Below are 26,850 nucleotides of genomic sequence, written 5' to 3'. Positions count from 1 at the left end.
CACACCCGGCGGGGATGGTCTGGCGTCCTCCGCCTTACGTGCGCGTGCTCAAGCTCTGCCCGCCAGCGACAGCGTTCGCCGGGCCATCGCCACCACCGCCGCGTCGATGAAGCGGCCGTCGGGGAGGGCTTGGGCGCCCTCGTTCGCCGACGCCGCTTTGATGATCGTCTCGGCGTGTTCGATCTCGGCCTCCGTGGGCAGGTAGGCCCGCTCGATCACCGGCAGCTGCCGGGGATGGATCGCGGCGCGGCCCAGGAATCCGAGGGCACGGCCGTGGGCGCAGGACGCGGACAGGCCGTCGAGGTCACGGATGTCCGGGTAGATCGTCTGCGGCGGTGGGGCGAGGCCCGCCGCACGGGCGGCGACGATCACCCGGGAACGCGGCCAGTCCAGGCCCGCTTCGGCCCGTACCCCGAGGTCGGCCCGGAGGTCCGCCTCGCCGAGGGCGATGCCCCGCATGGAGGGGTGGGCGGTGGCGATGGCGTAGGCGTGCTCGATCCCGAGAGCCGACTCCAGGAGCGCGTAGAGGGGGACCGGGGTGACCACGGCCACCTGCCGTACCTCCTCCGGCGCCGAGACCTTCGACAGCCGCAGCCCGGACAGGCCCGGGAGGCCGGCCAAAGCCGTGAGGTCGGCGGCGGACCAGGGGCTGTCCAACGCGTTGACGCGGACGTGCACAGGGACCGGCTGGGGCTCCGCGAGGAGTTCCGCGGTGGCCGCGCGGGCGTACCCCTTGCGGTCCGGGGCGACCGCGTCCTCCAGGTCGATCACCACCACGTCGGCGCCCGTGACCAGGGCCTTGGCCACGACATGCGGGCGGTCACCGGGGACGTAGAGCCAGGTGAGGGGGAAGCGGGTCACAGGGCTCCCTCCGCGCGCAGGGCCGCGATGTCGGCCGGGGCGAGGCCCAGCTCCGTGAGCACGGCCTCGGTGTCGGCGCCGTGCGGGCGGCCGGCCCAGCGGATCGCGCCGGGTGTGGCGGACAGCCGGAAAAGCACGTTCTGCATGCGCAGCGGGCCCAGTTCCGGGTCGTCGACGGTGGTGACCGTGTCCAGGGCCTGGTACTGGGGGTCGGTCATGACGTCCCGCACGTCCTGGACCGGAGCGGCCGCTGCCTCCGCCTTCTCGAAGGCCGCCAGCACCTCGGTGCGGGTGCGGGCGGCGATCCACGAGCCGACCGCCTCGTCCAGGACGTCGGCATGGGCGGCCCGGCCCGCGCCGGTGGCGAACCACGGCTCCTCGATCAGCTCCGGGCGGCCGACCAGCCGCAGCACCCGTTCGGCGACCGACTGCGCGGAGGTGGAGATGGCGACCCAGGAACCGTCGGCGGTGCGGTAGGTGTTGCGCGGGGCGTTGTTCGCGGACCGGTTCCCGGTGCGTTCCTGGACGTAGCCGAGCTGGTCGTACCAGGTCGGGTGGGGGCCCAGGACCGACAGGATCGGCTCGATGATCGCCATGTCCACGACCTGTCCCGTGCCGGTGTGCCGGCGCGCGGCCAGTGCCGTCAGAACGGCGTAGGCGGTCGCCAGGCCCGCGACCGAGTCGGCGAGACCGAAGGGCGGCAGCGTCGGGGGTGCGTCCGGCTCACCGGTGACCGCGGCGAAACCACTCATCGCCTCGGCGAGGGTGCCGAAACCCGGGCGGTGCGCGTACGGGCCGACCTGGCCGAAGGCGGTGACCCGGGCGAGGACCAGCCGGGGGTTGGCCGCCGCCAGCTCCGGCCAGCCGAGGGCCCATTTCTCCAGGGTGCCCGGACGGAAGTTCTCGATCACCACGTCGGCGGTCGCGGCGAGCCGCAGCAGGGTCGCACGGCCGCCGGGCGTGGACAGGTCCAGGGTGACGGTCCGCTTGTTGCGGCCGAGCACCTTCCACCACAGGCCGACGCCGTGCCTGGCCGGGCCGTGCCCCCGGGAGGGGTCGGGCCGCCGGGGATGCTCGATCTTGATCACCTCGGCGCCGAAGTCACCGAGCAGCGTGGCGGCCATCGGCCCGGCGAAGAGGGTCGCCAGGTCCAGCACCCGCAGGCCGGCCAGGGCCGGGGGCGTCCGTGTCGTCGTACTCATGCGCTGTACTGGGCCTCGATCTCCGGACGGTACGGCATCGACACCGACGCGCCGGCCCGCTGGACCGAGATCGCCGCCGCGGCGGCTGCCCAGGACAGGGCCTCCCGCACCGGCTTCTCCTCGGCGAGGGCCACGGCGAGCGCGCCGACGAACGTGTCGCCCGCGCCCGTGGAGTCGACGGCGGTCACACGGGGCGCGGGGACCACGAGCGGTTCGGCGCCCCGGGTCAGATACAGACAGCCCGTCGCGCCCAGGGTGACGACGACCTCCGGCACCAGATCCAGCAGGGCGGCCGCCGCCTCCCGCGGGTCGGTGCGGCCGGTGAGGGTGACCGCCTCGTACTCGTTCGGCACCAGCAGATCGGTGGCGGCGAGGAGTTCGGACGGCAGCGGCTGGGCCGGGGACGGGGTGAGGACCGTACGGACGCCGTGCCGGCGGGCCGCTTCCGCGCCCGCGACAACCGCCGCCAGCGGGATCTCCAGCTGGAGCAGCAGCGCGTCGGCGGTGGCGATCACCCCCTCGTCACCCGGGGAGAGATGGTCGACGGTGCCGTTCGCGCCGGGGATGACGACGATCGCGTTGCCGCCCTCCTCGTCCACCACGATGTGCGCGGTGCCGGAGGGGCCCTCCACCGTGCGCAGGAAGTCGGTGTCCACGCCCGAGTGTTCGAGGGTGTCGCGCAGCCGCAGGCCGAAGGCGTCGTTGCCGACCGCGCCCATCATCGAGACGGTGGCGCCGGCGCGGGCCGCGGCGATCGCCTGGTTGGCGCCCTTGCCGCCGGGGATCGTACGGAACTCCCGTCCCGTCACGGTCTCCCCGCGCTGCGGGGCCTTGGCGACATAGGTGACGAGGTCCATGTTCGTGCTGCCGAGGACGGCGATGTGGGTCATGAGCGGGTGGCCTCCCGGTGGGTGAGGTGGGCGAGGGTGTCGAAGCCGGTGCCGCGGAAGTCGGCGACGGTGGTGGCGAGCCGGTTCTTCAGCGGGGTGCGCCAGTGGTCGGGGAGCTTGGTCGGGGTGCCGGCGAGGAGCCCGGCGATGCTGCCCGCGGTGGCCCCGTTGGAGTCGGTGTCCCAACCGCCCGAGACCGCACGGCCGATGGAGCCGCTGAAGTCGCCGTCGGCGTGGGTGAGGGCGGCGGCGATCAGGGCGGTGTTGGGGACGGCGTGGACCCAGTGGTGGGCGGGGCCGTAGACCGCGTGCAGTTCGTCCACGACGTCGTCGAAGTCGCGGGTGTGCGCGGCCAGTCCGACGGCGTGGTCGAGCGCCGCCGCGAGCCGGGAGCGGGCCGGGACCACCGTGCGGCCGGTGCGCAGACAGGCGTGGATGTCCTGGGTTCCGGTGGCGGCCGCGGCGATCGTGGCGGCCGCGAACATCGCCGCGTAGACGCCGTTGGCGGTGTGGGTGAGAACCGCGTCGCGGTGCGCCTGTTCGGCGGCGGCGGCCGGGTCGCCGGGGTTGGTCCAACCGTGCAGGTCGGCGCGGATCAGCGCGCCGATCCACTCGCGGAACGGGTTGCGGTGGCGAGCCGTCTGCGGGGGTTCGATGCCGCTGAGGAGGTTGCGGTGGGCGACGCGCTCGGCGGTGAAGGTGCGGCCGGGCGGCAGTTCGTCCAGCCAGAGCCGGGCGACGTCGTCGGTGGTGAAGTGCCTTCCGTGGCGCTGCAGCAGGAGGAGGTTGAGGAGCGGGTAGTTCAGGTCGTCGTCCTCGGGCATGCCGTCGATGGTCTCGGCGAGGGAGGTGGCGGCCGAGCGGCGGTTCCAGGGGTGCGCCTCCAGCAGCTCCGGCGGAACGCCCCGCATGGTGAAGTAGCCGGTCAGCGGCCAGTTGCCGGCGGCCCGGGCCAGTGCGCGGATGCCGTCGAGCGGGAGCTTCTCGACGGGTTTGCCGAGCAGGCAGCCGATCGCCCGGCCGAGCCAGGCGGCTTCGAGGGCGGTCTGGAAGCGCCCCGAAGGGGCGCGGGGCGAGACAGTGTGCGGCTCCGCCGCGTGGGCGCGGCCGGCCACATCGTGCCCGCAGGCGCTCGGCAACCGTTCTTGGCAGCCCGGTGGCGTCGTCGGCCAGTCCGGACACCGGGACTTGATGCGGCCCAGTTCTGTCGGCTCGTCGTCGGACAACGCGCTGGGCAGATCGGCGAGTTCGTCCAGCAGGTCCTCGGCGAGCAGGCGCAGATAGCGGGACGCGCGGTGCCCGGACGCGCCCGCCCGCTCGGGGGCCTCCGGACCGCCCGCCGCCCGCCAGCGCGCCTCGACCGCCGACGGCTCCCGCCCGTCCAGCCGGGCCTGACGCAGTTCATGACCCAGCAGGTCCTCCGGCTGGACCCAGGTCAGTCGGAGCACGGCCGGCCTCCGAGCGAGAGGAACGCCTCCTCATGGGCGCGCCGGCGGCGGACGTCCCGGTCGAAGACCTCGTACGCGACCTCGGTGAGCGTGCGGGCGGGTGCCCACAGGTCCAGGCGGCTGGCGTCCGCGACCGTCTTCGCCCACTCCTCCGGGACCGGCGAGCCGAGCGCGCCCGCGAGGGCACCGGCCATCGTGGCGATCGAGTCGCAGTCCCGGCCGTAGTTGACCGAACCGAGCACGGCGTGCCGGTAGTCGCCGCCGGATACGACCAGCATGCCGAGCGCGACGGGAAGTTCCTCGATCGAGTGGAGCCGGGAGGGACGGCGGGCGGCGAGGGAGGGGGCGCGGTAGTCCGGGCCGACGGTGTCGTACGGGGCCACCGCCGCGCGCAGCGGGGCGAGCGCCGACTCGAAGTCCCGGTGCCGGGAGGCGACTTCGCAGACCTGCTCGATCGCCGTGCGGGTGCCGTCCTTCGCCAGGGACAGGCAGGCCGTCACGACCGAGTCCGGGGTCGCGCCGGGTGCGGTCGCGGCGGCGACGGCGGCCGCGAACACACCGGCCGCCTCGCGGCCGTACGACGACTGGTGCGCGCCGGCGACGTCCAGCGCCTCGGCGTAGGCCGCGGCCGGATCGGCCGCGTTGACCAGGCCGACCGGGGCCATGTACATCGCGGCGCCGCAGTTGACGATGTTGCCGACGCCCGCCTCCCGGGGGTCGGCGTGACCGTAGGCCAGCCGGGTCACCAGCCACTTCTCGGCGAGGAAGAGGCGGTGCAGCGGCAGCGCCTCGGCCTCCAGCTCCGGGATCCAGCGCGGGGTCGTCATCAGGTCCGGGACGAGGTGCTCGGCGATCGCGTACGCGTCGAGGTGGTCGCGGACGCGGTCGTACACCCGGATCAGCGCGTGGGTCATCAAGGTGTCGTCGGTGACGTGGCCGTCGCCCTTGTGATACGGAGCGATGGGGCGGGCGGTGCGCCAGGCGTCGCCGTGCCAGGGGCCGACGACACCGTGGACGCGGCCGCCGTGGCGCTCGGCGATCTGGTCCGGCGAGTAGCCCTCGACCGGGCCGCCGAGGGCGTCCCCGACAGCGGCCCCGACGAGGGCGCCGGTGATCCGGTCCCCGAGGCCGTGCGAAGCCGGCCGGCTGCTTTCTTCTTCTTCGGGTCCTTTGGACTCCTTGGGCGTCATGCCCCGAATCATCCTCCTGGACGGGCCGGTTGCGCGGCTTCCAGGAGTCCGGCGAGTTCCACCAGGTCGGTGCCGGTGAGGCGGGGCAGGGTGCAGCCGGGCAGGGTGCGGCAGGCGTCCCGCCAGGTCTGCGGGATGGCCGCGCCGCCGCCGAGCGCGCCGGTGAGCGCCCCCGCGAGGGCGGGGGCGGAGTCGGCGACCCGGGACAGGCAGGCGGCGGCCGGTACGGCCTCGGCGATACGGCCCCGGGCGGCGGCGGCGAGGGCGAGGGCGACGGGGACGGTCTCGGCGGCGGCGACGCCGTAGCTGTAGACGTGGTCGACGATCTGGTGCTCCAGGAGCGGTACGAGGGCGAAGGCGGAGTCGCCGCCCTCGGTCAGGGCGAGTGCGTGGCGGGTGTTGCGGCCGATCTCCGTGTCGGCCGGGAGCTCGGCGAGCGCGGCGGTCACGCAGGTGTCCGTGTCCGCGTCGGCGAGGGCGAGCGAGAGGGCCGCCGCCATGGCCCGCGCGCCGTGCACGCCGTCGCCGTCCTGGGTGTAGCGGGCGTCGAACTCGGCGAGCGCGGCGGCCTCTTGCGGGTCGCCGGGGTGGGCCACGGCGAGGACACAGGCACGGACGCAGGCCGCGTCGTCGAAGTAGTGCGGATTGTCGTGGCCGGTGGCGGGCGGGCGCAGTCCGGTGGCGAGGTTGCCGAGGCCGGTACGCACGGAGATGCGGGCGCGCAGGGGGAGGACGGCGGACTCGATCTCCGGGGCGCGCTCCGCGGCGGCGGCGACCTCGGAGGCCACGGCGGTCCAGGTGAGATCGATGGCGGCGCGCATACGGCGGGCCCGGCTGAGGTCGCCGAGGACGTCGTCGTCGCCGGCCCGCAGGACCGCCTCCGCGGCGAACACCGCCCACTCGGCGTCGTCGGAGGGGCCGAGGCGGAGGGGTTCGGGGGGCTGGTTGAGGGCGATGGGCACGGGGAGGGTGGTGGTGGCGTTCTGCTCGGCGAAGGTGTCCAGTTCCCGGGTGAGGCGGCGGGTCCACTCGGGCATCCGGGCGGCGCGGTGGCGCGCGGCGGGCCAGCCGGCGGCGTCCCCTGCGGCGAGGCCGAGGAGGAGTCCCTCGATACGACGCGGTGCCCTCGCCGCGCTCATGACCGGCCCTCGCTGTCCGGGCACCCGGAGTGCCCCGCCCCGACCACCGCGTCGGGCACCGCCCTCGGTGGGATGTCGGGTGGTCCGGATGTATCAGGTGCTGCCGTCAGGGGGATGTCGGGCAGCCCGGTGGTATCAGGTAGCGCCGTCAGGGTGACGTCGGGTGGTCCGGCCATATCGAGTACCGCCTCCAGCGGGACGTCGGGTGGTCCGGCCGTATCGGGTACCGCCACCGGTGGGACGCCCGGCAGTCCGGCCGTATCAGCCACCGCCACCAGCGGGACGCCCGGCAGCCCGGCCGCATCACGCACCGCGACCAGCGGGACGCCGGGCTGTCCTGCGGCATCGCCTGGCAGCCCGGCCACGTCCGTCCGCTCGGCCTCGACCGCCACTGGCCTCCCGGTGTCCCCACCGTCCCCGCCACCGCTCTCACGCACCCCGCTGACCAGCAACTCCGCCACCTCCAGGACGTGATGCCCGGCCATGGACGGCAGGCAGCGGCCGCGGACCGGTTCGATTGCCGCCGCCCAGGCCGGGGGGATGGCCGAGAGGCCCTGGGTCGCGCCGGAGAGGGCGCCGGCCACCGCCGCCGTGGTGTCCGCGTCGCGGCCCATGTTCACGGCCGTGAGGACCGCCTCCCGGAAGTCGCCGTCGGCCGCCGCGTACGCACCGAAGGCGAGGGCCACCGCCTCGGGGGCCAGGTCGGTCCAGGGATAGCCGCCGATGACGACCGCCGAGCGGACCGCGCGTTCGCCGCGGTGTGCCACGGCCACCGCGCGCCGCAGGGAGCGAGCCGTCCAGGAGTCGTCCGGGACGACCGCGAGGGCGGCGGCGATCACCACCGGCACCGGAGCGCCGGTCATCGCCGCGGCCACTCCGGCCGCGACGGCCTGGCCGCCGTAGATGCCCTCGCCCTCGTGGCTCACCGAGCCGTCGATCGCCACCAGGCGGGCCGCTTCGGCGGGGCGCCCGGCCGCGAAGACGCCGAAGGGTGCCGCCCGCATGGCGAGGCCGTCGCTCCAGGCGTGGCGGTGCTGGGCCGAGATGGGGGCGGCCAGGCCCCGGCGGAGGTTCTCCAGGGTGCCGCGCTCGCTGAAGCCCGCGCCGCGGAAGGGGCCCTCGGCCCGGTCGGCGATCCACTCGTGCCAGGCCGCCTCCACATGAGCCGGGGTGAGTGCCGAGCCGTGCCGGGCCAGCAGCAGCCCGGAGAAGATCGCGTATTCGGTGTCGTCCGTGCCGCACGGCTGCTCGGTGACGTACCCGGTGATCCGCCCCCAGCGGGCTCGGATCTCGGAGGGCCGGAGGTTTTCCGCGGGCGCCCCGAGTGCGTCCCCGACGGCCAGGCCGAGCAGCGCACCGCGGGCCCGCTCGCGGAGTCCGGTGGCGCCTTCGGGCGCCGGGACCGGGGGAGTGCAGGCGATCGATGCCATGGGCGGCCTCCTTCGGCGGGGTCGCACGGGACCCTTTGCGGATGTGTCCCACGGGAGGTGTCCGCGCGAGCCTGGGGCGGGCTCGTGTCACCCGCTCGCCATCTGAGCCAGCAATCGCACATGTGAGCGTTGGGAGACGAAGGTGCAGGTTAGCCCAGCCTTTCCTTGCTGGCGAAGAGGGAATTATCGGCGTAGGTTCGGTGCTGTCGAAAAGTAGAACTCGTCCAAAGTTAGCTTTGGCTAAGCTTCCCTGGGGGGCCCGCATGGCCATCATCGAAACCGAGGCCGCGCTGCACGTGGCGCACCGGGACAACCACACCCACCGCGACGTGAACGGCGGATGGCTGCGGCCCGCCGTCTTCGGTGCCATGGACGGTCTCGTCTCCAACCTCGCCCTGATGACGGGTGTGGCCGGCGGAGCCGTGGGCCAGCAGACCATCATCATCACCGGTCTCGCGGGGCTCGCCGCCGGCGCCTTCTCCATGGCGGCCGGCGAGTACACCTCCGTCGCCTCCCAGCGTGAACTGGTCGAGGCCGAACTCGACGTCGAGCGCCGTGAGCTGCGCAGGCATCCGCAGGACGAGGAGAACGAGCTGGCCGCGCTGTACGTGGCCCGCGGGGTCGAACCGGGGCTGGCCAGGCAGGTAGCCCGGCAGCTGTCCAAGGATCCCGAGCAGGCCCTGGAGATACACGCCCGGGAGGAACTGGGCATCGACCCCGGTGATCTGCCCTCGCCGCTGGTCGCCGCCGTGTCGTCCTTCGGCTCCTTCGCCCTCGGCGCGCTGCTGCCCGTCCTGCCGTACCTGCTCGGCGCGACCGTGCTGTGGCCGGCCGTCCTGCTCGCCCTCGCGGGGCTTTTCGGGTGCGGTGCCGTCGTGGCCAAGGTGACGGCGCGCACCTGGTGGTTCAGCGGTCTGCGGCAGCTCGCCCTCGGTGGCGCGGCGGCCGGTGTGACGTACGCCCTGGGCAGCTTGTTCGGAACGGCCGTAGGATAGTTCGGCTGCTACTTATGCGCGGGACCGCATAAGTAGCCGTTACTTGCGGGTTTCGAGTGCTTGACCACCGGGCATGAGCCGTAAGCGCTGTGGGCAATGACGCCTGCCGCACCCTTTCGGGGTGGGCGATGACGCTCCCCCCGGCCCCTTTCGGGCCGCCGGACGCCGATCCGACCGATCTTGTCCGTCGCGGTTCCCTCATACGCCGGCCGCCACCGCGCGGCACCTCCCGGCCGTCATCCGCACGGCACTCGCCGCTCTCGCGCGGCACCCCCGCCGCGACCGCGGCGTCCGCATGTTGGAACGGTGTATCCGGTTCCCGAGAACCGCTCCATCATGTAACCTGCACGAAATTTTGATCTCACGCAGAGGGCCAACGTCGTCCCTCGGCAGCTGCCACATGCCACATGACGACGACGGGAGAGCCGATGCGTACGCCGCGCCAGCCGTCCCAGCATTCCGCGAATGGCCAGAACTGGTCTTTCATGGATGCTCGCCCTGCTGCGCAGGGTATGTACGACCCCCGCAACGAACGCGACGCGTGCGGCGTCGGTTTCGTCGCCACCCTCACCGGCGAGGCGTCCCACACCCTGGTCGAGCAGGCGCTCACCGTGCTGCGGAACCTGGAGCACCGGGGTGCCACCGGCTCCGAGCCCGACTCCGGCGACGGTGCGGGCCTCCTCTGTCAGGTGCCGGATGCCTTCTTCCGCGAAGTGGCCGAATTCAGCCTTCCCGCGGCCGGTGCCTACGCGGTAGGCATCGCCTTCCTGCCGGAGGAGGGGGCCGAGGACGCCGTCTCACGTATCGAGACGATCGCCGGCGAGGAGGGCCTCACCGTCCTCGGCTGGCGTGAGGTTCCGGTCGCCCCCGAGCTGCTGGGCGCCACCGCCCGCTCCACCATGCCGGTGTTCCGGCAGGTCTTCGTCACCGACGGCGCCAGCGAGGGCATCGCGCTGGACCGCAAGGCGTTCGCGCTGCGCAAGCGCGCCGAGCGGGAGGTCGGGGTCTACTTCCCGTCGCTGTCCGCCCGGACGATCGTCTACAAGGGCATGCTGACCACCGGCCAGCTGGAGCCCTTCTTCCCGGACCTGTCCGACCGCCGCTTCGCCTCCGCGATCGCGCTCGTGCACTCCCGGTTCTCCACGAACACCTTCCCGTCGTGGCCGCTCGCGCACCCGTACCGGTTCGTCGCGCACAACGGTGAGATCAACACCGTCAAGGGCAACCGCAACTGGATGGTCGCCCGTGAGTCGCAGCTCGTCTCCGACCTCTTCGGCAGCGAGAAGCTCGACCGGATCTTCCCGATCTGCACGCCCGACGCCTCCGACTCGGCCTCCTTCGACGAGGTCCTGGAGCTGCTGCACCTCGGCGGCCGTTCGCTGCCGCACTCCGTGCTGATGATGATCCCGGAGGCGTGGGAGAACCACGACTCCATGGACCCGGCCCGGCGCGCCTTCTACCAGTACCACTCCACGATGATGGAGCCCTGGGACGGCCCCGCCTGCGTCACCTTCACCGACGGCACCCAGGTCGGCGCCGTGCTCGACCGCAACGGTCTGCGCCCCGGCCGCTACTGGGTCACCGACGACGGCCTCGTCGTCCTCGGCTCCGAGGTCGGCGTCCTCGACATCGACCCTGCCAAGGTGGTCCGCAAGGGCCGCCTCCAGCCCGGCAAGATGTTCCTCGTCGACACCGCCGAGCACCGCATCGTCGAGGACGACGAGATCAAGGCGCAGCTCGCCGCCGCGGCCCCCTACGCCGAGTGGCTGGAGGCCGGCGAGATCGAGCTGGGCGACCTGCCCGAGCGCGAGCACATCGTGCACACCCACGCCTCGGTCACCCGCCGCCAGCAGACCTTCGGCTACACCGAGGAGGAGCTGCGCGTCATCCTCGCGCCGATGGCCCGCGCCGGCGCCGAGCCGATCGGCTCCATGGGCACGGACTCGCCGATCGCGGCCCTGTCCGAGCGCCCGCGGCTGCTCTTCGACTACTTCACCCAGCTGTTCGCCCAGGTCACCAACCCGCCGCTGGACGCCATCCGCGAGGAGCTGGTCACCTCCCTGCGCTCGTCGCTGGGCCCCGAGGGCAACCTGCTGGAGCCGACGGCCGCCTCCTGCCGCTCGGTCACCCTGCCCTTCCCGGTCATCGACAACGACGAGCTGGCCAAGCTCATCCACATCAACGCCGACGGCGACATGCCCGGCTTCAAGGCCGCGACCCTCTCCGGTCTGTACCGGGTGCACGGCGGCGGTGACGCCCTCGCCGCGCGCATCGAGGAGATCTGCGCGGAGGCCGACGCCGCCATCGAGAACGGCGCCCGGCTGATCGTCCTGTCCGACCGGCACTCCGACGCCGAGCACGCGCCGATCCCGTCGCTGCTGCTCACCGCGGCCGTCCATCACCACCTCATCCGCACCAAGCAGCGCACCCAGGTGGGCCTGCTGGTCGAAGCCGGTGACGTCCGCGAGGTCCACCACGTCGCCCTGCTCATCGGCTACGGCGCCGCCGCCGTCAACCCGTACCTGGCGATGGAGTCCGTCGAGGACCTGCTGCGCGCGGGCACCTTCATCAGCGGCATCGAGCCCGAGAAGGCGATCCGCAACCTGATCTACGCGCTCGGCAAGGGCGTCCTGAAGGTCATGTCCAAGATGGGCATCTCGACCGTCGCCTCCTACCGCGGCGCCCAGGTCTTCGAGGCGGTCGGCCTCGACGACGCCTTCGTCGGCAAGTACTTCGACGGCACGGCCACCAAGATCGGCGGCGTCGGCATCGACGTCATCGCCCAGGAGGTCGCCGCCCGCCACGCCAAGGCCTACCCGGCCTCCGGCATCGCTCCCGCGCACCGCGCGCTGGAGATCGGCGGCGAGTACCAGTGGCGCCGCGAGGGTGAGCCGCACCTGTTCGACCCGGAGACGGTCTTCCGCCTCCAGCACTCCACGCGCACCGGCCGGTACGACATCTTCAAGAAGTACACGTCCCGCGTGAACGAGCAGTCCGAGCGCCTGATGACGCTGCGCGGCCTGTTCGGCTTCAAGTCCGGCAGGGGCCCGATCCCGATCGAGGAGGTCGAGCCGGCCTCCGAGATCGTCAAGCGGTTCTCGACGGGCGCGATGTCGTACGGCTCCATCTCCAAGGAGGCGCACGAGACCCTCGCCATCGCCATGAACCAGCTGGGCGGCAAGTCCAACACCGGTGAGGGCGGCGAGGACCCGGAGCGCCTGTACGACCCGGCGCGCCGCTCGGCGATCAAGCAGGTCGCCTCCGGCCGCTTCGGTGTCACCTCCGAGTACCTGGTCAACGCGGACGACATCCAGATCAAGATGGCCCAGGGCGCCAAGCCCGGCGAGGGCGGCCAGCTGCCCGGCCACAAGGTCTACCCGTGGGTCGCCAAGACGCGTCACTCGACGCCGGGCGTCGGCCTGATCTCCCCGCCGCCGCACCACGACATCTACTCCATCGAGGACCTGGCCCAGCTGATCCACGACCTGAAGAACGCGAACCCGCAGGCGCGGATTCACGTCAAGCTGGTCTCCGAGGTCGGCGTCGGCACGGTCGCCGCGGGTGTCTCCAAGGCGCACGCGGACGTGGTCCTGATCTCCGGTCACGACGGTGGTACGGGTGCCTCCCCGCTGACCTCGCTGAAGCACGCGGGCGGCCCCTGGGAGCTCGGCCTCGCCGAGACCCAGCAGACCCTGCTGCTCAACGGCCTGCGCGACCGTATCGTCGTGCAGACCGACGGCCAGCTGAAGACCGGCCGTGACGTGGTCATCGCCGCCCTGCTCGGCGCCGAGGAGTTCGGCTTCGCCACCGCTCCGCTCGTCGTCTCCGGCTGCGTCATGATGCGCGTCTGCCACCTGGACACCTGCCCGGTCGGCATCGCCACCCAGAACCCGACCCTGCGCGACCGCTTCGCCGGCAAGGCCGAGCACGTGGTGAACTTCTTCCGGTTCATCGCCGAGGAGGTCCGCGAGCTGCTGGCCGAGCTGGGCTTCCGCTCCATCGAGGAGGCCGTCGGCCACGCCGAGGTGCTGGACGTCGAGCGCGCGGTGAACCACTGGAAGGCGCAGGGCCTGAACCTGGAGCCGCTGTTCCACGTGCCCGACCTGCCCGAGGGCGGCGTCCGCCACCGGATCGTCGAGCAGGACCACGGCCTGGAGAAGGCCCTGGACAACGAGCTGATCAAGCTCGCCGCCGACGCCCTGGCCGCGAACGACGCGACCGAGGCCCAGCCGGTGCGCGCCCAGGTCGCCATCCGCAACATCAACCGCACGGTCGGCACCATGCTCGGCCACGAGGTGACGAAGAAGTTCGGTGGCGCGGGCCTGCCCGACGACACCATCGACATCACCTTCACCGGCTCCGCCGGCCAGTCCTTCGGCGCGTTCCTGCCGCGCGGCGTCACGCTGCGCCTGGAGGGCGACGCCAACGACTACGTCGGCAAGGGCCTCTCCGGCGGCCGGGTCGTCGTCCGCCCGGACCGGGCCGCCGACCACCTCGCCGAGTACTCGACCATCGCGGGCAACACCATCGCCTACGGCGCCACCGGCGGCGAGCTGTTCCTGCGCGGCCGTACCGGTGAGCGGTTCTGCGTCCGCAACTCCGGCGCGCTGGTCGTCTCCGAGGGCGTGGGCGACCACGGCTGCGAGTACATGACCGGCGGTCACGCGGTCGTACTCGGCCCGACCGGCCGCAACTTCGCGGCGGGCATGTCCGGCGGTGTCGCCTACGTCATCGACCTCGACCGCGACAACGTCAACGTCGGCAACGCCGAGTCGGTGGAGGCGCTGGACGAGGCGGACAAGCAGTGGCTGCACGACGTGGTGCGCCGCCACGCCGAGGAGACCGGCTCGACGGTCGCCGAGAAGCTGCTCGCCGACTGGGACGCGGCCGTGGAGCGGTTCAGCAAGATCATCCCCAGCACGTACAAGGCAGTGCTCGCCGCCAAGGACGCCGCCGAGCGAGCCGGTCTCTCCGAGACCGAGATCACCGAGAAGATGATGGAGGCGGCGATCAATGGCTGACCCGAAGGGCTTCCTGAACCACGGCCGTGAGGTCGCCAAGACCCGCCCCGTCGCCGAGCGGGTCAAGGACTGGAACGAGGTCTACGTCCCCGGCTCCCTGCTGCCGATCATCAGCAAGCAGGCCAGCCGGTGCATGGACTGCGGCATCCCGTTCTGCCACAACGGCTGTCCGCTGGGGAACCTGATCCCCGAGTGGAACGACTACGCCTACCGCGAGGACTGGGCGGCCGCCCAGGAGCGGCTGCACGCGACCAACAACTTCCCGGAGTTCACCGGTCGCCTCTGCCCGGCCCCCTGCGAGTCGGCGTGCGTGCTGGGCATCAACCAGCCGCCGGTCACCATCAAGAACGTCGAGGTCTCCATCATCGACAAGGCGTGGGAGACCGGGGACGTCGCCCCGCAGATCCCCGAGCGCCTGTCCGGCAAGACGGTCGCGGTCATCGGCTCGGGTCCGGCGGGTCTCGCCGCCGCCCAGCAGCTGACCCGGGCCGGCCACACGGTCGCCGTCTACGAGCGCGCGGACCGCATCGGAGGCCTCCTCCGGTACGGCATCCCCGAGTTCAAGATGGAGAAGCGGCACATCAACCGCCGTATCGAGCAGATGCGCGCGGAAGGCACCCGCTTCCGCACCGGCGTCGAGATCGGCCGCGACGTCAACGCCCGCGACCTGAAGAAGCGGTACGACGCGATCGTCATCGCCGCCGGCGCTACGACCGCCCGCGACCTGCCGGTGCCGGGACGCGAGCTCAAGGGCATCTACCAGGCCATGGAGTACCTGCCGCTGGCCAACAAGGTGCAGGAGGGCGACTTCGTGGCGCCCCCCATCTCGGCCGAGGGCAAGCACGTCGTCGTCATCGGCGGCGGTGACACCGGCGCGGACTGCGTGGGCACCGCCCACCGCCAGGGCGCGGCCTCCGTCACCCAGCTGGAGATCATGCCCCGCCCGAACGACGACCGGCACCCGACGAACCAGCCCTGGCCGACCTTCCCGATGCTCTACAAGGTCACGAGCGCCCACGAGGAGGGCGGCGAGCGGGTCTACGCCGTCTCGACGACCCACTTCGAGGGCGACGAGGACGGCAACGTCCAGTGGCTGCACCTCTCCGAGGTCGAGTTCGTGGACGGCAAGCTGACCCCGAAGCCGGGCACGGAGCGCAAGATCCCCGCCCAGCTGGTGACGCTGGCCATGGGCTTCACCGGCACGGACCGCGAGAACGGTCTCGTGGACCAGTTCGGCCTGGACCTCGACGAACGCGGTAACATCGCCCGCGACGCCGACTTCCAGACCAACGTGCCGGGTGTGTTCGTCGCCGGCGACGCCGGCCGCGGCCAGTCCCTGATCGTGTGGGCGATCGCGGAGGGCCGCTCGGCCGCCCGCGGAGTCGACCGCTATCTGACCGGAGCCAGCGAGCTGCCGGCCCCGATCCGCCCGACGGACCGCGCCCTGGCGGTCTGACGCGCACACAACGGACCCCAGGTCCCGCATAGACGTCCCGTACAACGGCGTACGGAACACTGACGGCGCCTGCCCGCCTGTCCCCGACCGGACGACTGGGCAGGCGTCGTTGCATGTCCTCGTGACCGGTACGCTCGGGCGCCCGAACAAGCCAGGGGGAGATCATGGCCGCGATCAGTCTGCGCAAGGTGGAGGAGGCCGCGCCCGCGCTCGTCGGCGCCTACCGGTCGGCGGGGGTGTCGTTGCGCAAGCACGGCATGGACGGGCTGCGGGCCGCCGTCTACCTCGTCGTCGACTACTCGGGCTCGATGAAGCCGTACTACAAGGACGGCAGCGTGCAGACGCTCGCCGACCGGGTGCTGGGTCTGTCGGCGCACCTGGACGACGACGGGCGGGTGCCCGTGGTGTTCTTCTCGACGGACGTCGACGCGGTCACCGACATCGCCCTCGCCGGCCATGAGGGCCGGATCGAGCGGATCGTCGCCGGGCTCGGGCACATGGGCAAGACCAGCTACCACCTGGCGATGGACGCCGTCATCGACCACTACCTGGACAGCGGCGCCACCGCCCCCGCCCTGGTCGTCTTCCAGACCGACGGCGGGCCCGTCAACAAGCTCGCCGCCGAGCGCTACCTGTGCAAGGCGGCGAAGCTTCCCCTGTTCTGGCAGTTCGTCGGCTTCGGCGATCCGGACAGCCGGCAGTTCGAGTTCCTGCGCAAGCTGGACGAACTGGCGGTGCCCGGCAAACGGATCGTGGACAACGCCGGCTTCTTCCACGCGGGCCGGGACCCGCTGCGGGTCTCCGACGCCGAGCTGTACGACCGGCTCGTCGGCGAATTCCCGAAGTGGCTCACGGCCGCACGCGCGGCGGGCGTCGTGCGACCGGACCGAGTCACGCCCCCCGCCTCCTAGAGCCCGGCCGCGAGCACCAGGTCCCGGCACTCCTCCGGCGTGCCCCACGCCGTGCGCAGCGCCCGCGCCTTGGTCAGCCACAGGGACAGGTCGTACTCCGCCGTGTACCCGATCGCGCCGTGCAGGTGCAGCGCCGTACGTGCCGTCGTGTACGCCGCCTCGCCCGCCGTGAGCTTGGCCGCCGCCACCTCCGCGGGGCGCAGCGACAGCGCGGCGCCGAAGAGCAGGGGGCGGGCGAACTCCAGGGCGGTCCTGGCGTCGGCCAGACGGTGTTTGACCGCCTGGAAGGAGCCTATGGAGACGCCGAACTGGGTGCGCTGCCGCACGTAGGCCACGGTCCGGTCGAGCAGGGCGAGTCCGACGCCGAGGGCCTGGGCGGCGGTGGCCAGCCGGACCCAGGTGAGGGCCTCCTCGTACGGCGCCCGCGGGGTGAGGAGCTCGCCGGCGGTCAGCGGGGTCAGCCGGCGGGCGGGGTCCAGGGAGCGGCGCACCGGGCCGGGGGCCGCCGTGGACAGATACAGGCCGTCGGGGGCCGGGACCAGGCGGAGCAAGGCCGCGTCGCCGTCGACGGCGTATCCGCCGGGCGCCGCCACGGTCGCCGGCTCCGCCCCGGCCACGAGCCCCGGCAGGAAGCGCTCGGCCAGCGCGGGCTCGCCGAGGAGTACGGCCGCCGCGACGGTCTCCGCGAGCGGGCCGGGCACCGCGTGCCGCCCCAACTCCACGAAGGCCACCGCCAGTTCCACCGGACGCGACCCCAGTCCGCCGTACTCTTCGGGGACCGCGAGACCGAACACGCCCGCCCGGGCGATCCGCGACCACAGCGCGCGGCCGCTCGCGTGGTCGCCGCGGCTCCAGTCCCGGATGACCACCGGGGTGTCCGCGGCGGTCAGCATCGCGTGCAGCGCATCGGCGAAGGCGCGCTGGTCGGCGTCGAGGAGGAAGCGCATCAGCGGCGTCCCTTCGGCAGGCCGAGCAGCCGCTCGGCGACGATGTCCCGCTGGATCTCGTTCGTGCCGGCGTAGACGGGTCCGGCGAGGGAGAAGACGTATCCCTCGGACCAGGCGGTGTCCGCGAGTTCGCCCTCCGCACCGAGCAGGTCGAGCGCCGTCTCGTGCAGCGCGAGGTCCAGCTCCGACCAGAACACCTTGTTCATGCTGGACTCCGGGCCGAGCCGGGCGCCGTCCAGGACCCGGCAGGCGGCGGCATAAGTGAACAACTGGTAGGCCCGGGCGGCGATCAGGGCGTCGGCCACCCGGGCGCGGGCGTGCGCGGGCGAGCCCTGGGCGCGCCACAGGTCCCGCAGCCGGGCGGCGGAGGCGAGGAAACGGCCCGGGGAGCGCAGGGTGAGCCCGCGTTCGTTGCCCGCGGTGGACATCGCGATCCGCCAGCCCTGGCCCGGCTCGCCGATCACGTCCTCGTCCGGGACGAACACGTCGTCCAGGAACAGCTCCGCGAAGGCCGGCCTGCCGTCCAGCCGGCCGATCGGGCGGACGGTGACACCGGGCGCCCGCAGGTCGAACATCAGGTACGTGAGCCCCTGGTGCGGCTTCGCCGCCTCCGGGTCGCTGCGGAACAGGCCGAAGGCCCGGTCCGCGAAGGCAGCCCGCGACGACCAGGTCTTCTGCCCGCGCAGCCGCCAGCCGCCGTCCGTGCGCACCGCCCGGGAGGACAGCGCGGCGAGGTCCGATCCCGCCTCCGGCTCGGACCAGGCCTGCGCCCAGACCACCTCGCCGGTGGCCATCGGCGGGAGCAGGCGCGCGCGTTGCTCCTCCGTGCCGTACTCGAAGAGGGTCGGCGCGAGCAGGCCGACGCCGTTCTGGCCGACCCGGCCCGGCGCGCCCGCCGCCCAGTACTCCTCCTCGAACACCAGCCAGCCCAGCAGCCCGGCGTCCTGCCCGCCGTACCGCTCGGGCCAGGACACCACCGACCAGCGGTCGGCGGCCAGTTCCGCCTCCCACGCGCGGTGTGCCGCGAAGCCCTCCGCCGTCTCCAGGGACGGCAGCGGCGTGCGCGGGACGTGCGCGGTCAGCCAGGCGCGGGCCTCGGCACGGAACTCCTCGTCGGCCGGAGAGTGGGTCAGGTCCACGGTCGCCGCCCTTCCTTCCGCCGCCTTCCCTAACAAGTGTTTGGTAGGTTAGCGTGGCCCTATGACAGGCGTCGAGAGCCCGGCCTACGAGCCCGGGCACGGACTGCTGCACGGGCGCACCGCCGTCATCACCGCCGCGGCCGGCACCGGCATCGGCGGGGCCACCGCACGCCGCTTCCTGGAGGAGGGCGCCCAGGTGCTGATCAGCGACGCCCACCCGCGCCGGCTGAAGGAGCACGAGACCGAACTGGGCCGGCAGTTCCCCGGCGCGGTCGCCGCGGTGCCGTGCGACGTCACCGACGAGGCCCAGGTGCGGGCGCTGTTCGAGGCGGCCGTGGCCGCGCACGGGCGGCTGGACGTCGTCGTCAACAACGCCGGGCTCGGCGGCACTTCGGCCCTCGTCGACATGACGGACGAGCAGTGGTCCCGCGTCCTGGACGTCACCCTGAACGGCACCTTCCGCTGCACCCGGGCCGCCCTGCGCGCCATGCGGGAGACCGGCGGCGGGGTGATCGTCAACAACGCCTCCGTCGTCGGCTGGCGCGCCCAGGCCGGACAGGCCCACTACGCCGCCGCCAAGGCCGGCGTGATGGCGCTGACCCGGTGCGCGGCGATCGAGGCGGCCGCGTTCGGCGTGCGGGTCAACGCCGTTGCCCCCAGCCTCGCCCTGCACCCCCACCTGGTGAAGGTCACCTCCGCCGAGCTGCTCGCCGAGCTGACCGAACGGGAGGCCTTCGGGCGGTACGCACAGCCCTGGGAGGTCGCCAACGTGATCGTCTTCCTCGCCTCCGGCTACTCCTCCTACATGACCGGCGAGGTCGTCGCCGTCAGCAGCCAGCACCCCTGACGACCGGAGCAGACCACAATGGGTGCGTGCCGACCAAGAAGAAGCCCCAGGTGACCGCGGCAGCGGCCCGGCGCGGCGAGATCCTCAGCACCGCTGCCGAGGTCTTCGCCGAGCACGGCTACAACGCCACCACCGTCCGCAGGATCGCCGACCACGCCGGGATGCTCGCGGGCAGCCTCTACTACCACTTCGACTCCAAGGAGTCGATGCTCGAGGAGATCCTGCGGACCTTCCTCGACGAGCTGTGGGACGGCTACGACACCGTCCTCGCCTCCGGACTCGGGCCCCGCGGGACGCTGGAGGCGCTGGTCACCGAGTCCTTCCGGGAGATCGACCGGCACCGCGCGGCCGTCGCGATCTACCAGAAGGAGAGCAAGCAGCTCGTCGCCCAGGACCGGTTCGCCTTCCTCGCCGAGTCCCAGCGCCGGTTCGAGAAGGCGTGGCTCAGCACGCTGGAACGCGGGGTCGCCGAGCGGGTCTTCCGCGCGGACCTGGACGTCCGGCTCACCTACCGGTTCGTGCGGGACACCGTGTGGGTCGCCGCGTCCTGGTACCGGCCCGGCGGCCGGCACAGCCCCGAGGAGATCGCCCGCCAGTACCTGTCGATGGTGCTGGACGGCATCGCCGTACGCGAAGAGCACAGCGGATAACACCCCTTTCCTCACGAGGGAGTCGCCATGGCCGAGGCCTACATCGTCGAAGCGGTCCGCACACCTGTCGGGCGGCGCGGGGGAGGACTCAGCGCGGTCCACCCGGCCGACCTCGGCGCGCAGGTGCTGAGAGCGCTGGTGGACCGGGCCGGGTTCGACCCGGCCGCCGTCGAGGACGTCGTCTTCGGCTGTCTGGACGCGGTGGGGCCGCAGGCCGGGGACATCGCCCGCACCTGCTGGCTGGCCGCGGGTCTCCCCGAGGAGGTGCCGGGCGTGACCGTCGACCGGCAGTGCGGCTCCTCCCAGCAGGCCGTGCACTTCGCCGCGCAGGCCGTGCTCTCCGGCACCCAGGACCTGGTGGTCGCGGGCGGGGTGCAGAACATGTCCCAGGTCCCCATCGCCTTCGCCTCCCGGCAGGCCACCGTCCCGCTCGGCCTGACCGACGGCCCCTTCCTCGGCAGCACCGGATGGCGCGCCCGCTACGGCGACCAGCCCGTCAACCAGTTCTCCGGCGCCGAGATGATCGCCGCCCAGTGGGGCATCAGCCGAGAGGCCCAGGAGGAGTTCGCCCTGCGCTCGCACCGGCGGGCGATCTGGGCGATCGACACCGGCCGCTTCACCCGCGAGACCGTCCCCTGCGGCGAGGTCACCGTGGACGAGGGCCCGCGCCGGGACACCTCTCTGGAGAAGATGGCCGCCCTGCGCCCCGTCCTCGACGGCGGCACCATCACCGCGGCCTGCTCCTCCCAGGTATCCGACGGCGCCGCGGCCCTGCTGCTCGCCTCCGAGCGGGCGGTCCGCGACCACGGACTGCGCCCGCGCGCCCGCGTCCACCACCTCTCCGCGCGCGGCGAGGACCCCATCCGCATGCTCACGGCGCCCATCCCCGCCACCGCGCACGCCCTGAAGAAGACCGGCCTGACCATCGACGCCATCGACCTCGTGGAGATCAACGAAGCGTTCGCCCCGGTCGTCCTCGCCTGGCTGAAGGAGACCGGCGCCGACCCCGACAAGGTCAACGTCAACGGCGGCGCGATCGCCCTCGGCCACCCGCTCGGCGCCACCGGCGCCCGCCTGATGACGACCCTCCTCCACGAACTGGAGCGCACCGGCGGCCGATACGGCCTCCAGACGATGTGCGAGGGCGGCGGCCAGGCGAACGTGACGATCATCGAGCGGCTCTGACCGCAACGACGAGGCCCCTTGCACCGCTCGGCCCAGGGGGCCTCACGAACTCCGGAAGCCTGCGCCGGTGTGCGAGGGCGGCGGCCAGGCCGACGTGACGATCACCGAGCGGCTCTGAGCCCCGCCAGTCCGGTCAGCACCTCCTCCGCCTCCTTCATCACCCGCTCCACCAGTTCCGCGCACGACGGCAGGTCGTCGATCACCCCGGCGACCTGCCCGGCCGCCATCACTCCCAGGTCCGTACGGCCGTCCACCATCGCCGACCTCAGCAGCATCGGCGTGTTGGCGGCGAGCAGCATCTGACTCCAGGACAGCTCCTTGCCGTGCCTGAGGGCGAGGCCGTCGCGGATCAGTTGCCGCCCGGTGAGCCCCGACAGCCGCCGGAAGCCGGCCGCCCGCCGCGCCGCGTGCGCGAACGCGCGTATCCGGCCCGACCGCTCCAGCGCCGCCACCAGATCCGTACGCAGCATCCGGTGCGGCAGGCCGTCCACCGCCCGGGTCACCGTGATGTCCCCGACCGTCGCCGCCAGATACCTCGCCTTCACGGCGTCCGGCACCGTCGAGTCGGAGGTGAGCAGAAACCGCGTGCCCATTGCCACCCCGGCCGCCCCGTAGGCCAGCGCCGCCACCAGACCCCGCCCGTCGAAGAAGCCGCCCGCCGCCACCACCGGTATCCGCACCGCGTCCACCACCTGCGGCAGCAGCACGCTCGTCGCCACCTCGCCGGTGTGCCCGCCGCCCTCCCCGCCCTGGACGAGCACCGCGTCCGCGCCCCAGGCCGCCACCTTCTCGGCGTGCCGCCGGGCGCCGACGGACGGGATCACCACCACTCCCGCCGCCTTCAGCTCGGCGATCAGCCCGGGGGAGGGGGCCAGGGCGAAGGAAGCCACCCGGACGCCCTCCTCCAGCAGGATCCGCACCCGGTCGGCCGCGTCGCCCGCGTCGGCCCGGAGGTTCACCCCGAACGGCGCGTCGGTACGGGACCGCACCTCCCGTATCGCGTCGCGCAGTTGGTCGAGCGTCATCGTGGCGGAGGCCAGGATGCCGAGGGCGCCCGCGTTCGCCGCCGCCGAGACCAGACGCGGCCCGGCCACCCAGCCCATCCCGCTCTGCACGATCGGATGGCGGACCCCGACCAGCCGGGTGAGCGCGGTCTCCATCAGCCCCCCACCCCCTCCGGCACCTCGCGCGAGCGTGCCCCGTCCGGGTCCAGCACCGTACGGATCAGCCGCAGCTCCTCCGCCTCGGGCTCCCGTGTGCACGGCACCTCGTCCGGCACGGCGAGCGGGAACCCCGTCGCTTCCCGCACCTGCTCCACGCTCACCCCGGGATGCGGCGAGACCAGCCGCATCGAGTGGTCCGGAGTGGCGAAGTCGAAGACTCCGAGATCGGACACGACCCGGACGAGGCCATGGAAGCGGGCCGCCTCCCCGAGCTCCGCCGCACGGTCGTACCCCACCCCGCACACCATGTCGACCCGTTCCACGAACACCCGCCGGGAATGCCGGGGAACCCAGTAACTCGTCGGATTGTTCAGCGTGTTGAGCGGGGCGCCGCGCACGCCGAGCAGCTGTCTGCGGGGGCGCGGCCAGTCGCCGATGCATGAGATGTTCTGGTTGCCGTACCGGTCGAGCTGGCTCGCGCCCATCATCACGTGCCGCCGGCCGGCCGCCACCAGCGCCAGGTGCTGCCGGTACGGCAGCCAGCCCTCCGCGGTGCCGTCCGGGCGGACCAGCAGGGCCTCGCCGTCGGTCAGCAGCAGGTCCGGGGCGAAGGTGAGCCGGGCCAGCCGCGCCCCCAGCGAGGGGATCAGGCCCATCGGGCTCGCCAGGATCTCCCCGGCCCCGCGCCAGGCCTCCGCGCAGGCGAGCACGCAGTACTCGGCGCGGGTGGCCCTCATCGCCCCTGCTCCTGCCGCCATTCCCCGACCGCCGCCCGGTAGGCGGCCTCGTCCCCGCCGAGGAACCGCTCGGCGAACTCCGGCCAAGGCGTGGCCGCGTACCGCCGCTGGAACTCCTCGTCCCTGCCGTACTCCGGCGCGCAGGACGTGAAATGCGCGCCGTTCGGCGCCTCCACCACACCGGTCACCGTGAGCCGCTTGAGCAGCAGCGACTGCGGGGCGGCCGCCTTGGTCAACTCCGCCGTGTGCACGATCCGTTCACACGAGACGTAGGCCGCGTCCGCCGCCGCGCAGAACAGGTCGTCGAAGTACGGGTCCGGGCCCAGGTACTGCCCGTTGCCCAGCCGGTCGGCGCGGTTCACATGCACCAGGGCCGCGTCGAGCCGCAGGGCCGGCATGGCCACCAGCGTCTCCCCGTCCGCATACGGCGATGTCACCGTCCGCAGGTCCGGACCCACCCGCATGACGTCGGAGCCGAGCCCCGCCCGCACCGGCAGGAACGGCAGCCGGTGCGCGGCCGCCTGGAGACCCCACGAAAACATGCCCTCGTCGACCTCGGTCAGTTCGAAACCGCCGCTCTCGCGCGCCGCCCGGTAGTGCGGCTCCAGCGGGATGGAGTCAAGAGTGACGAACGCGGTGACCAGCCTGCGGATCCGGCCGGCGGCGGCCAGCATGCCGACGTCCGGGCCGCCGTACGAGACGACCGTCAGATCGCGGATGCCGGACCGCAGCAGCGCCCGGACCAGCGTCATCGGCTTACGGCGGGAGCCCCAGCCGCCGATGCCCAGAGTCATCCCGCTTCTCAGCCGGGAGACCACCTCCTCGGCGGTCATCGTCTTGTCGCCCATCTACGCGCCCTCCTTCCCGAACGTGTCGCGGACCCGGCCGGCCAGGCCGCTGAGGTTGGCCTCGAAGGTGAAGCCCTGCTCGAAGCGGTAGCTGCGGCGCACGTCGACCGGATCGATCCCGTTGATGGCGGACTTGGCCATGCGCAGCAGCCGGCCGTCCTTGGCGGCTATCTCCCGGGCCAGCTCCAGAGCCGCCGCCGACAGCTCCGCGCGCGGCACCACCCGCCAGACCGAGCCGTGCCCGTGCAACTCGGCGGCGCTCGCCGTGCGCCCGGTGTAGTACAGCGTGCGCATCAGGTGCTGCGGGACCAGCCGGGCCAGATGGGTCGCCGCGCCCAGCGCGCCCCGGTCCAGCTCGGGCAGCCCGAAGGTGGCGTCCTCGCTCGCCACCACCGCGTCCGCGGTGCCCGCCAGGCCGATCCCGCCGCCCAGGCAGAAGCCCTGCACCGCCGCGACGACGGGCGTCTCGCACTCGTAGACCGCCGCGAAGGCGGCCGCGCAGCCCTCGTTGGCGCCGATCAGGGCCTCCTGCCCGGCCCTCTGTATCTCCTTGATGTCCACGCCCGCGTTGAACCCGCGCCCCTCGGCGGCCAGGACCACGCACCGGATCTCCGGGTCCCGGCCGGCCGCGCGCACGGCGTCGGCGAGCGCGAACCAGCCGGCCACCGGCAGCGCGTTGACCGGCGGGTAGTCGACGGTGACCACGGAAATCCCCTTTTCCGGGGACGAACGGGAGACACCCATGGGCGCATCAGCTACCTTTCCACCAAACATTTGTTAGGTGCGGCTTCGAAGCTAGCAGTCGGCGCAGACAAGCGGGAGGGCCTGTGGACAACTCACTGCGCGGCAGCACCGTCGTGGTCACCGGCGGCACCCGAGGGGTGGGTGCCGGGCTCGCCCGGGCCTTCGCCGAGGCGGGCGCGCACGTCCTGGCCTGCGCCCGCAGACCTCCCGAACGCCCCCTGGACGGGGTCGAGTTCATCCCCCTCGACCTGCGCGACGCGCCCGCCGTCCGGGCCTTCTTCGCCGGACTGCCCGGTCTCGACGTCCTCGTCAACAACGCCGGCGGCACCCCGCACCGGCGCCTCGCCGACGCCGACGCCGAACGGCACGCCAAGGTCATCGAGCTGAACCTGATCACCCCGCTGACCGCGTCCCTCGCCGCCTACGCGCACCTCAAGCGCAGCAGGGGCTCGATCGTGATGGTCGGCAGCGTCAGCGGGGGCCGCCCCTCGCCCGGCTCGGCCGCCTACGGCGCGGCGAAGGCGGGACTCGCGAACCTGGCCGCCTCCATGGCCGTGGAGTGGGCGCCGGAGGTCCGCGTCAACACGCTCGTGGTCGGCATGGTCCGCACCGAACTCGCCCACCTCCACTACGGCGGCCCGGGCGGCGTCGACGCCGTCTCCCGCACCGTCCCGCTGGGCCGGCTGGCCCGCCCCGACGATGTCGGCGCCGCCGCCGTCTTTCTCGCCTCCGACGCCGCCGGCTACATCAGCGGGGCGAGCCTGCACGTCCACGGGGGCGGGGAACGCCCCGCCTTTCTCGACGCCGTCACCGTGCCGGACACCGCCGCGCCGGCCGCCGCCGAACGCCGCGCCCCCGACCCGTCGACTGCCCGCAAGGAGAACTGACATGAGCGGAATCTGCGCGGACCGGGTCGTCGTCGTCACCGGCGCCGGCCGAGGCCTCGGCCGCGCCCACGCCCTCGCCTTCGCGGCCGAGGGCGCCCGGGTCGTCGTCAACGACCTCGGCGTCGCCCTGGACGGCGCCCCGGACGCCGAGTGTCCGGCGGACGCCGTCGTGACCGAGATCCGGGCGGCGGGCGGCGACGCGATCGCCCACGGCGCCGACGTCGCCACCGGCGAGGGCGCGGCCGACCTGATCCGCACGGCCGTCGAGACCTACGGCCGGCTCGACACCCTCGTCAGCAACGCCGGATTCCTGCGCGACCGCATGCTGGTCAATCTCGGCGAGGACGACTGGGACGCCGTGATCCGGGTCCACCTCAAGGGACACTTCCTGCCCCTGAGGCACGCCGCCGCGCACTGGCGGGCCGAGGCCAAGGCCGGGCGCACCCCGGTGGCCCGGGTCGTGCACACCAGCAGCGGGGCCGGCCTGCTGGGCTCGGTCGGCCAGGGCAACTACAGCGCCGCCAAGGCCGGGATCGTCGGGCTCACCCTGGTCGCGGCCGCCGAACTCGGCCGCTACGGCGTCCAGGTGAACGCCGTGGCGCCGGCCGCCCGCACCCGGATGACGGAAGGCACCTTCGCGGCGACCATGGCGGCGCCGGCCACCGGCTTCGACGCCATGGCACCCGAGAACGTCTCCCCGCTCGTGGTCTGGCTCGGCTCGCCGGACAGTGCCGGGGTGACCGGCCGCGTCTTCGAGGCGGAGGGCGGCCGGATCACCGTCATGGAGGGCTGGCGCCCGGGCCCCACCACCGACAAGGGGACCCGCTGGACACCGGCCGAGGCGGGAGAGGCGGCCCGGAAACTCCTCGCCGCGGCGCAGCCGCCGGGACGGGCGTACGGCGCGTGAAGCGATGACGGGCGTGAAGCGCTGACGGAGCGGGAGCGGTGGCGGAGCGGGGAGCGGTGGCGTGTGTGACGCGGCGAGGGCGTGGTACGCGGGGGCGCCGTGCTAAGCGACGACGGGGCGGGTGAAGGACGACGATGCCTTACGGTCACGCCGGTCACGCCGGTCACGCCGGCCACGCCGGTCGAGCGCGGCCAAGCCCACCCGGCCCCGAGCCACGCCGACCGCACCCCTGCCGGCCGGGCACGCCACCACG

At 73.2% G+C, this 26,850-nt stretch carries 21 protein-coding genes and 1 pseudogene; 9 read left to right on the top strand and 13 right to left on the bottom strand.

Annotated features, from left to right (window positions below; translation table 11 throughout):
• Positions 1–48: 48 nt before the first annotated feature.
• From ACZ7DL_RS16685 to ACZ7DL_RS16655, 7 genes and pseudogenes are all read right to left on the bottom strand, one after another.
• The gene (locus ACZ7DL_RS16685; RefSeq protein ID WP_470774886.1) at positions 49–861 is read right to left on the bottom strand and encodes an HpcH/HpaI aldolase/citrate lyase family protein; all 813 of its coding nucleotides are present in this window, start codon (positions 859–861) and stop codon (positions 49–51) included.
• Positions 858–2,063, bottom strand: coding sequence for a CaiB/BaiF CoA transferase family protein (locus ACZ7DL_RS16680; RefSeq protein ID WP_470774885.1), 1,206 nt, complete (start codon positions 2,061–2,063; stop codon positions 858–860). The genes ACZ7DL_RS16685 and ACZ7DL_RS16680 overlap by 4 nt, the downstream gene beginning before the upstream one ends.
• Positions 2,060–2,953: a ribokinase gene (gene rbsK, locus ACZ7DL_RS16675; RefSeq protein ID WP_470774884.1), complete on the bottom strand. Its 894-nt coding sequence runs from the start codon at positions 2,951–2,953 to the stop codon at positions 2,060–2,062. Before rbsK ends, ACZ7DL_RS16680 begins: the two co-directional genes overlap by 4 nt.
• Positions 2,950–4,401, bottom strand: coding sequence for an ADP-ribosylglycohydrolase family protein (locus ACZ7DL_RS16670; RefSeq protein ID WP_470774883.1), 1,452 nt, complete (start codon positions 4,399–4,401; stop codon positions 2,950–2,952). Before ACZ7DL_RS16670 ends, rbsK begins: the two co-directional genes overlap by 4 nt.
• A complete protein-coding gene (locus ACZ7DL_RS16665) occupies positions 4,389–5,591 on the bottom strand; it encodes an ADP-ribosylglycohydrolase family protein (protein ID WP_470774882.1) in 1,203 nt (400 codons plus the stop codon). The genes ACZ7DL_RS16670 and ACZ7DL_RS16665 overlap by 13 nt, the downstream gene beginning before the upstream one ends.
• 8 nt (positions 5,592–5,599) lie before the next feature.
• On the bottom strand, positions 5,600–6,730 hold the full coding sequence (locus ACZ7DL_RS16660) for an ADP-ribosylglycohydrolase family protein (RefSeq protein ID WP_470774881.1): 1,131 nt from the start codon (positions 6,728–6,730) through the stop codon (positions 5,600–5,602).
• 407 nt (positions 6,731–7,137) lie between these two features.
• Positions 7,138–8,160 (bottom strand): annotated as a pseudogene (locus tag ACZ7DL_RS16655) (ADP-ribosylglycohydrolase family protein); the annotation flags it as partial.
• Positions 8,161–8,423: 263 nt separating this feature from the next.
• On the opposite strand from ACZ7DL_RS16655, the gene ACZ7DL_RS16650 reads away from it, so the two are divergent.
• From ACZ7DL_RS16650 to ACZ7DL_RS16635, 4 genes are all read left to right on the top strand, one after another.
• Entirely contained in the window at positions 8,424–9,155 is a 732-nt protein-coding gene (locus ACZ7DL_RS16650) for a VIT1/CCC1 transporter family protein (protein ID WP_470774880.1), read from the top strand.
• 428 nt (positions 9,156–9,583) lie between these two features.
• Positions 9,584–14,176: a glutamate synthase large subunit gene (gene gltB, locus ACZ7DL_RS16645; RefSeq protein WP_470774879.1), complete on the top strand. Its 4,593-nt coding sequence runs from the start codon at positions 9,584–9,586 to the stop codon at positions 14,174–14,176.
• A complete protein-coding gene (locus ACZ7DL_RS16640; protein ID WP_470774878.1) occupies positions 14,169–15,632 on the top strand; it encodes a glutamate synthase subunit beta in 1,464 nt (487 codons plus the stop codon). The genes gltB and ACZ7DL_RS16640 overlap by 8 nt, the downstream gene beginning before the upstream one ends.
• Positions 15,633–15,796: 164 nt before the next feature.
• Complete coding sequence (locus tag ACZ7DL_RS16635; protein WP_470774877.1) at positions 15,797–16,543, top strand: vWA domain-containing protein; 747 nt, start codon at positions 15,797–15,799, stop codon at positions 16,541–16,543.
• Here ACZ7DL_RS16635 and ACZ7DL_RS16630 read toward each other — a convergent pair.
• On the bottom strand, positions 16,540–17,490 hold the full coding sequence (locus ACZ7DL_RS16630; RefSeq protein ID WP_470774876.1) for an acyl-CoA dehydrogenase family protein: 951 nt from the start codon (positions 17,488–17,490) through the stop codon (positions 16,540–16,542). The genes ACZ7DL_RS16635 and ACZ7DL_RS16630 overlap by 4 nt on opposite strands.
• Positions 17,490–18,629, bottom strand: coding sequence for an acyl-CoA dehydrogenase family protein (locus ACZ7DL_RS16625; protein WP_470774875.1), 1,140 nt, complete (start codon positions 18,627–18,629; stop codon positions 17,490–17,492). The genes ACZ7DL_RS16630 and ACZ7DL_RS16625 overlap by 1 nt, the downstream gene beginning before the upstream one ends.
• 61 nt (positions 18,630–18,690) lie before the next feature.
• Between ACZ7DL_RS16625 and ACZ7DL_RS16620 the strand changes: the two genes are divergently transcribed.
• From ACZ7DL_RS16620 to ACZ7DL_RS16610, 3 genes are read left to right on the top strand one after another with little or no spacing between them, the layout of a single operon-like run.
• Complete coding sequence (locus tag ACZ7DL_RS16620; RefSeq protein WP_470774874.1) at positions 18,691–19,476, top strand: SDR family oxidoreductase; 786 nt, start codon at positions 18,691–18,693, stop codon at positions 19,474–19,476.
• Between the two features lie 26 nt (positions 19,477–19,502).
• Positions 19,503–20,126, top strand: coding sequence for a TetR/AcrR family transcriptional regulator (locus tag ACZ7DL_RS16615; protein ID WP_470774873.1), 624 nt, complete (start codon positions 19,503–19,505; stop codon positions 20,124–20,126).
• A gap of 27 nt (positions 20,127–20,153) precedes the next feature.
• A complete protein-coding gene (locus tag ACZ7DL_RS16610; protein WP_470774872.1) occupies positions 20,154–21,311 on the top strand; it encodes an acetyl-CoA C-acetyltransferase in 1,158 nt (385 codons plus the stop codon).
• 101 nt (positions 21,312–21,412) lie between these two features.
• On the opposite strand, the gene ACZ7DL_RS16605 is transcribed toward ACZ7DL_RS16610, so the two are convergent.
• Genes ACZ7DL_RS16605 through ACZ7DL_RS16590 form a run of 4 tightly spaced genes read right to left on the bottom strand, consistent with a single transcriptional unit; the run spans position 21,413 to position 24,803 of the window.
• Entirely contained in the window at positions 21,413–22,471 is a 1,059-nt protein-coding gene (locus tag ACZ7DL_RS16605; RefSeq protein ID WP_470774871.1) for an NAD(P)H-dependent flavin oxidoreductase, read from the bottom strand.
• Positions 22,471–23,211, bottom strand: a complete 741-nt coding sequence (locus tag ACZ7DL_RS16600) for a CoA-transferase subunit beta (RefSeq protein ID WP_470774870.1) — start codon at positions 23,209–23,211, stop codon at positions 22,471–22,473. Before ACZ7DL_RS16600 ends, ACZ7DL_RS16605 begins: the two co-directional genes overlap by 1 nt.
• On the bottom strand, positions 23,208–24,059 hold the full coding sequence (locus tag ACZ7DL_RS16595; RefSeq protein ID WP_470774869.1) for a CoA transferase subunit A: 852 nt from the start codon (positions 24,057–24,059) through the stop codon (positions 23,208–23,210). The genes ACZ7DL_RS16600 and ACZ7DL_RS16595 overlap by 4 nt, the downstream gene beginning before the upstream one ends.
• Positions 24,060–24,803: an enoyl-CoA hydratase family protein gene (locus ACZ7DL_RS16590; protein ID WP_470774868.1), complete on the bottom strand. Its 744-nt coding sequence runs from the start codon at positions 24,801–24,803 to the stop codon at positions 24,060–24,062.
• 83 nt (positions 24,804–24,886) lie between these two features.
• Here ACZ7DL_RS16590 and ACZ7DL_RS16585 point away from each other — a divergent pair, with 83 nt between their 5' ends.
• The gene (locus tag ACZ7DL_RS16585) at positions 24,887–25,690 is read left to right on the top strand and encodes an SDR family oxidoreductase (protein WP_470774867.1); all 804 of its coding nucleotides are present in this window, start codon (positions 24,887–24,889) and stop codon (positions 25,688–25,690) included.
• A 1-nt stretch (position 25,691) separates the two neighbouring features.
• Positions 25,692–26,597 (top strand): SDR family oxidoreductase, encoded by a 906-nt coding sequence (locus tag ACZ7DL_RS16580; RefSeq protein ID WP_470774866.1) that lies wholly within the window; start codon positions 25,692–25,694, stop codon positions 26,595–26,597.
• Positions 26,598–26,850: the final 253 nt, after the last annotated feature.

It is taken from the genome of Streptomyces sp. NPDC036984 (genome assembly GCF_055607665.1).
This window is presented reverse-complemented; position numbering and strand designations above follow the sequence as displayed.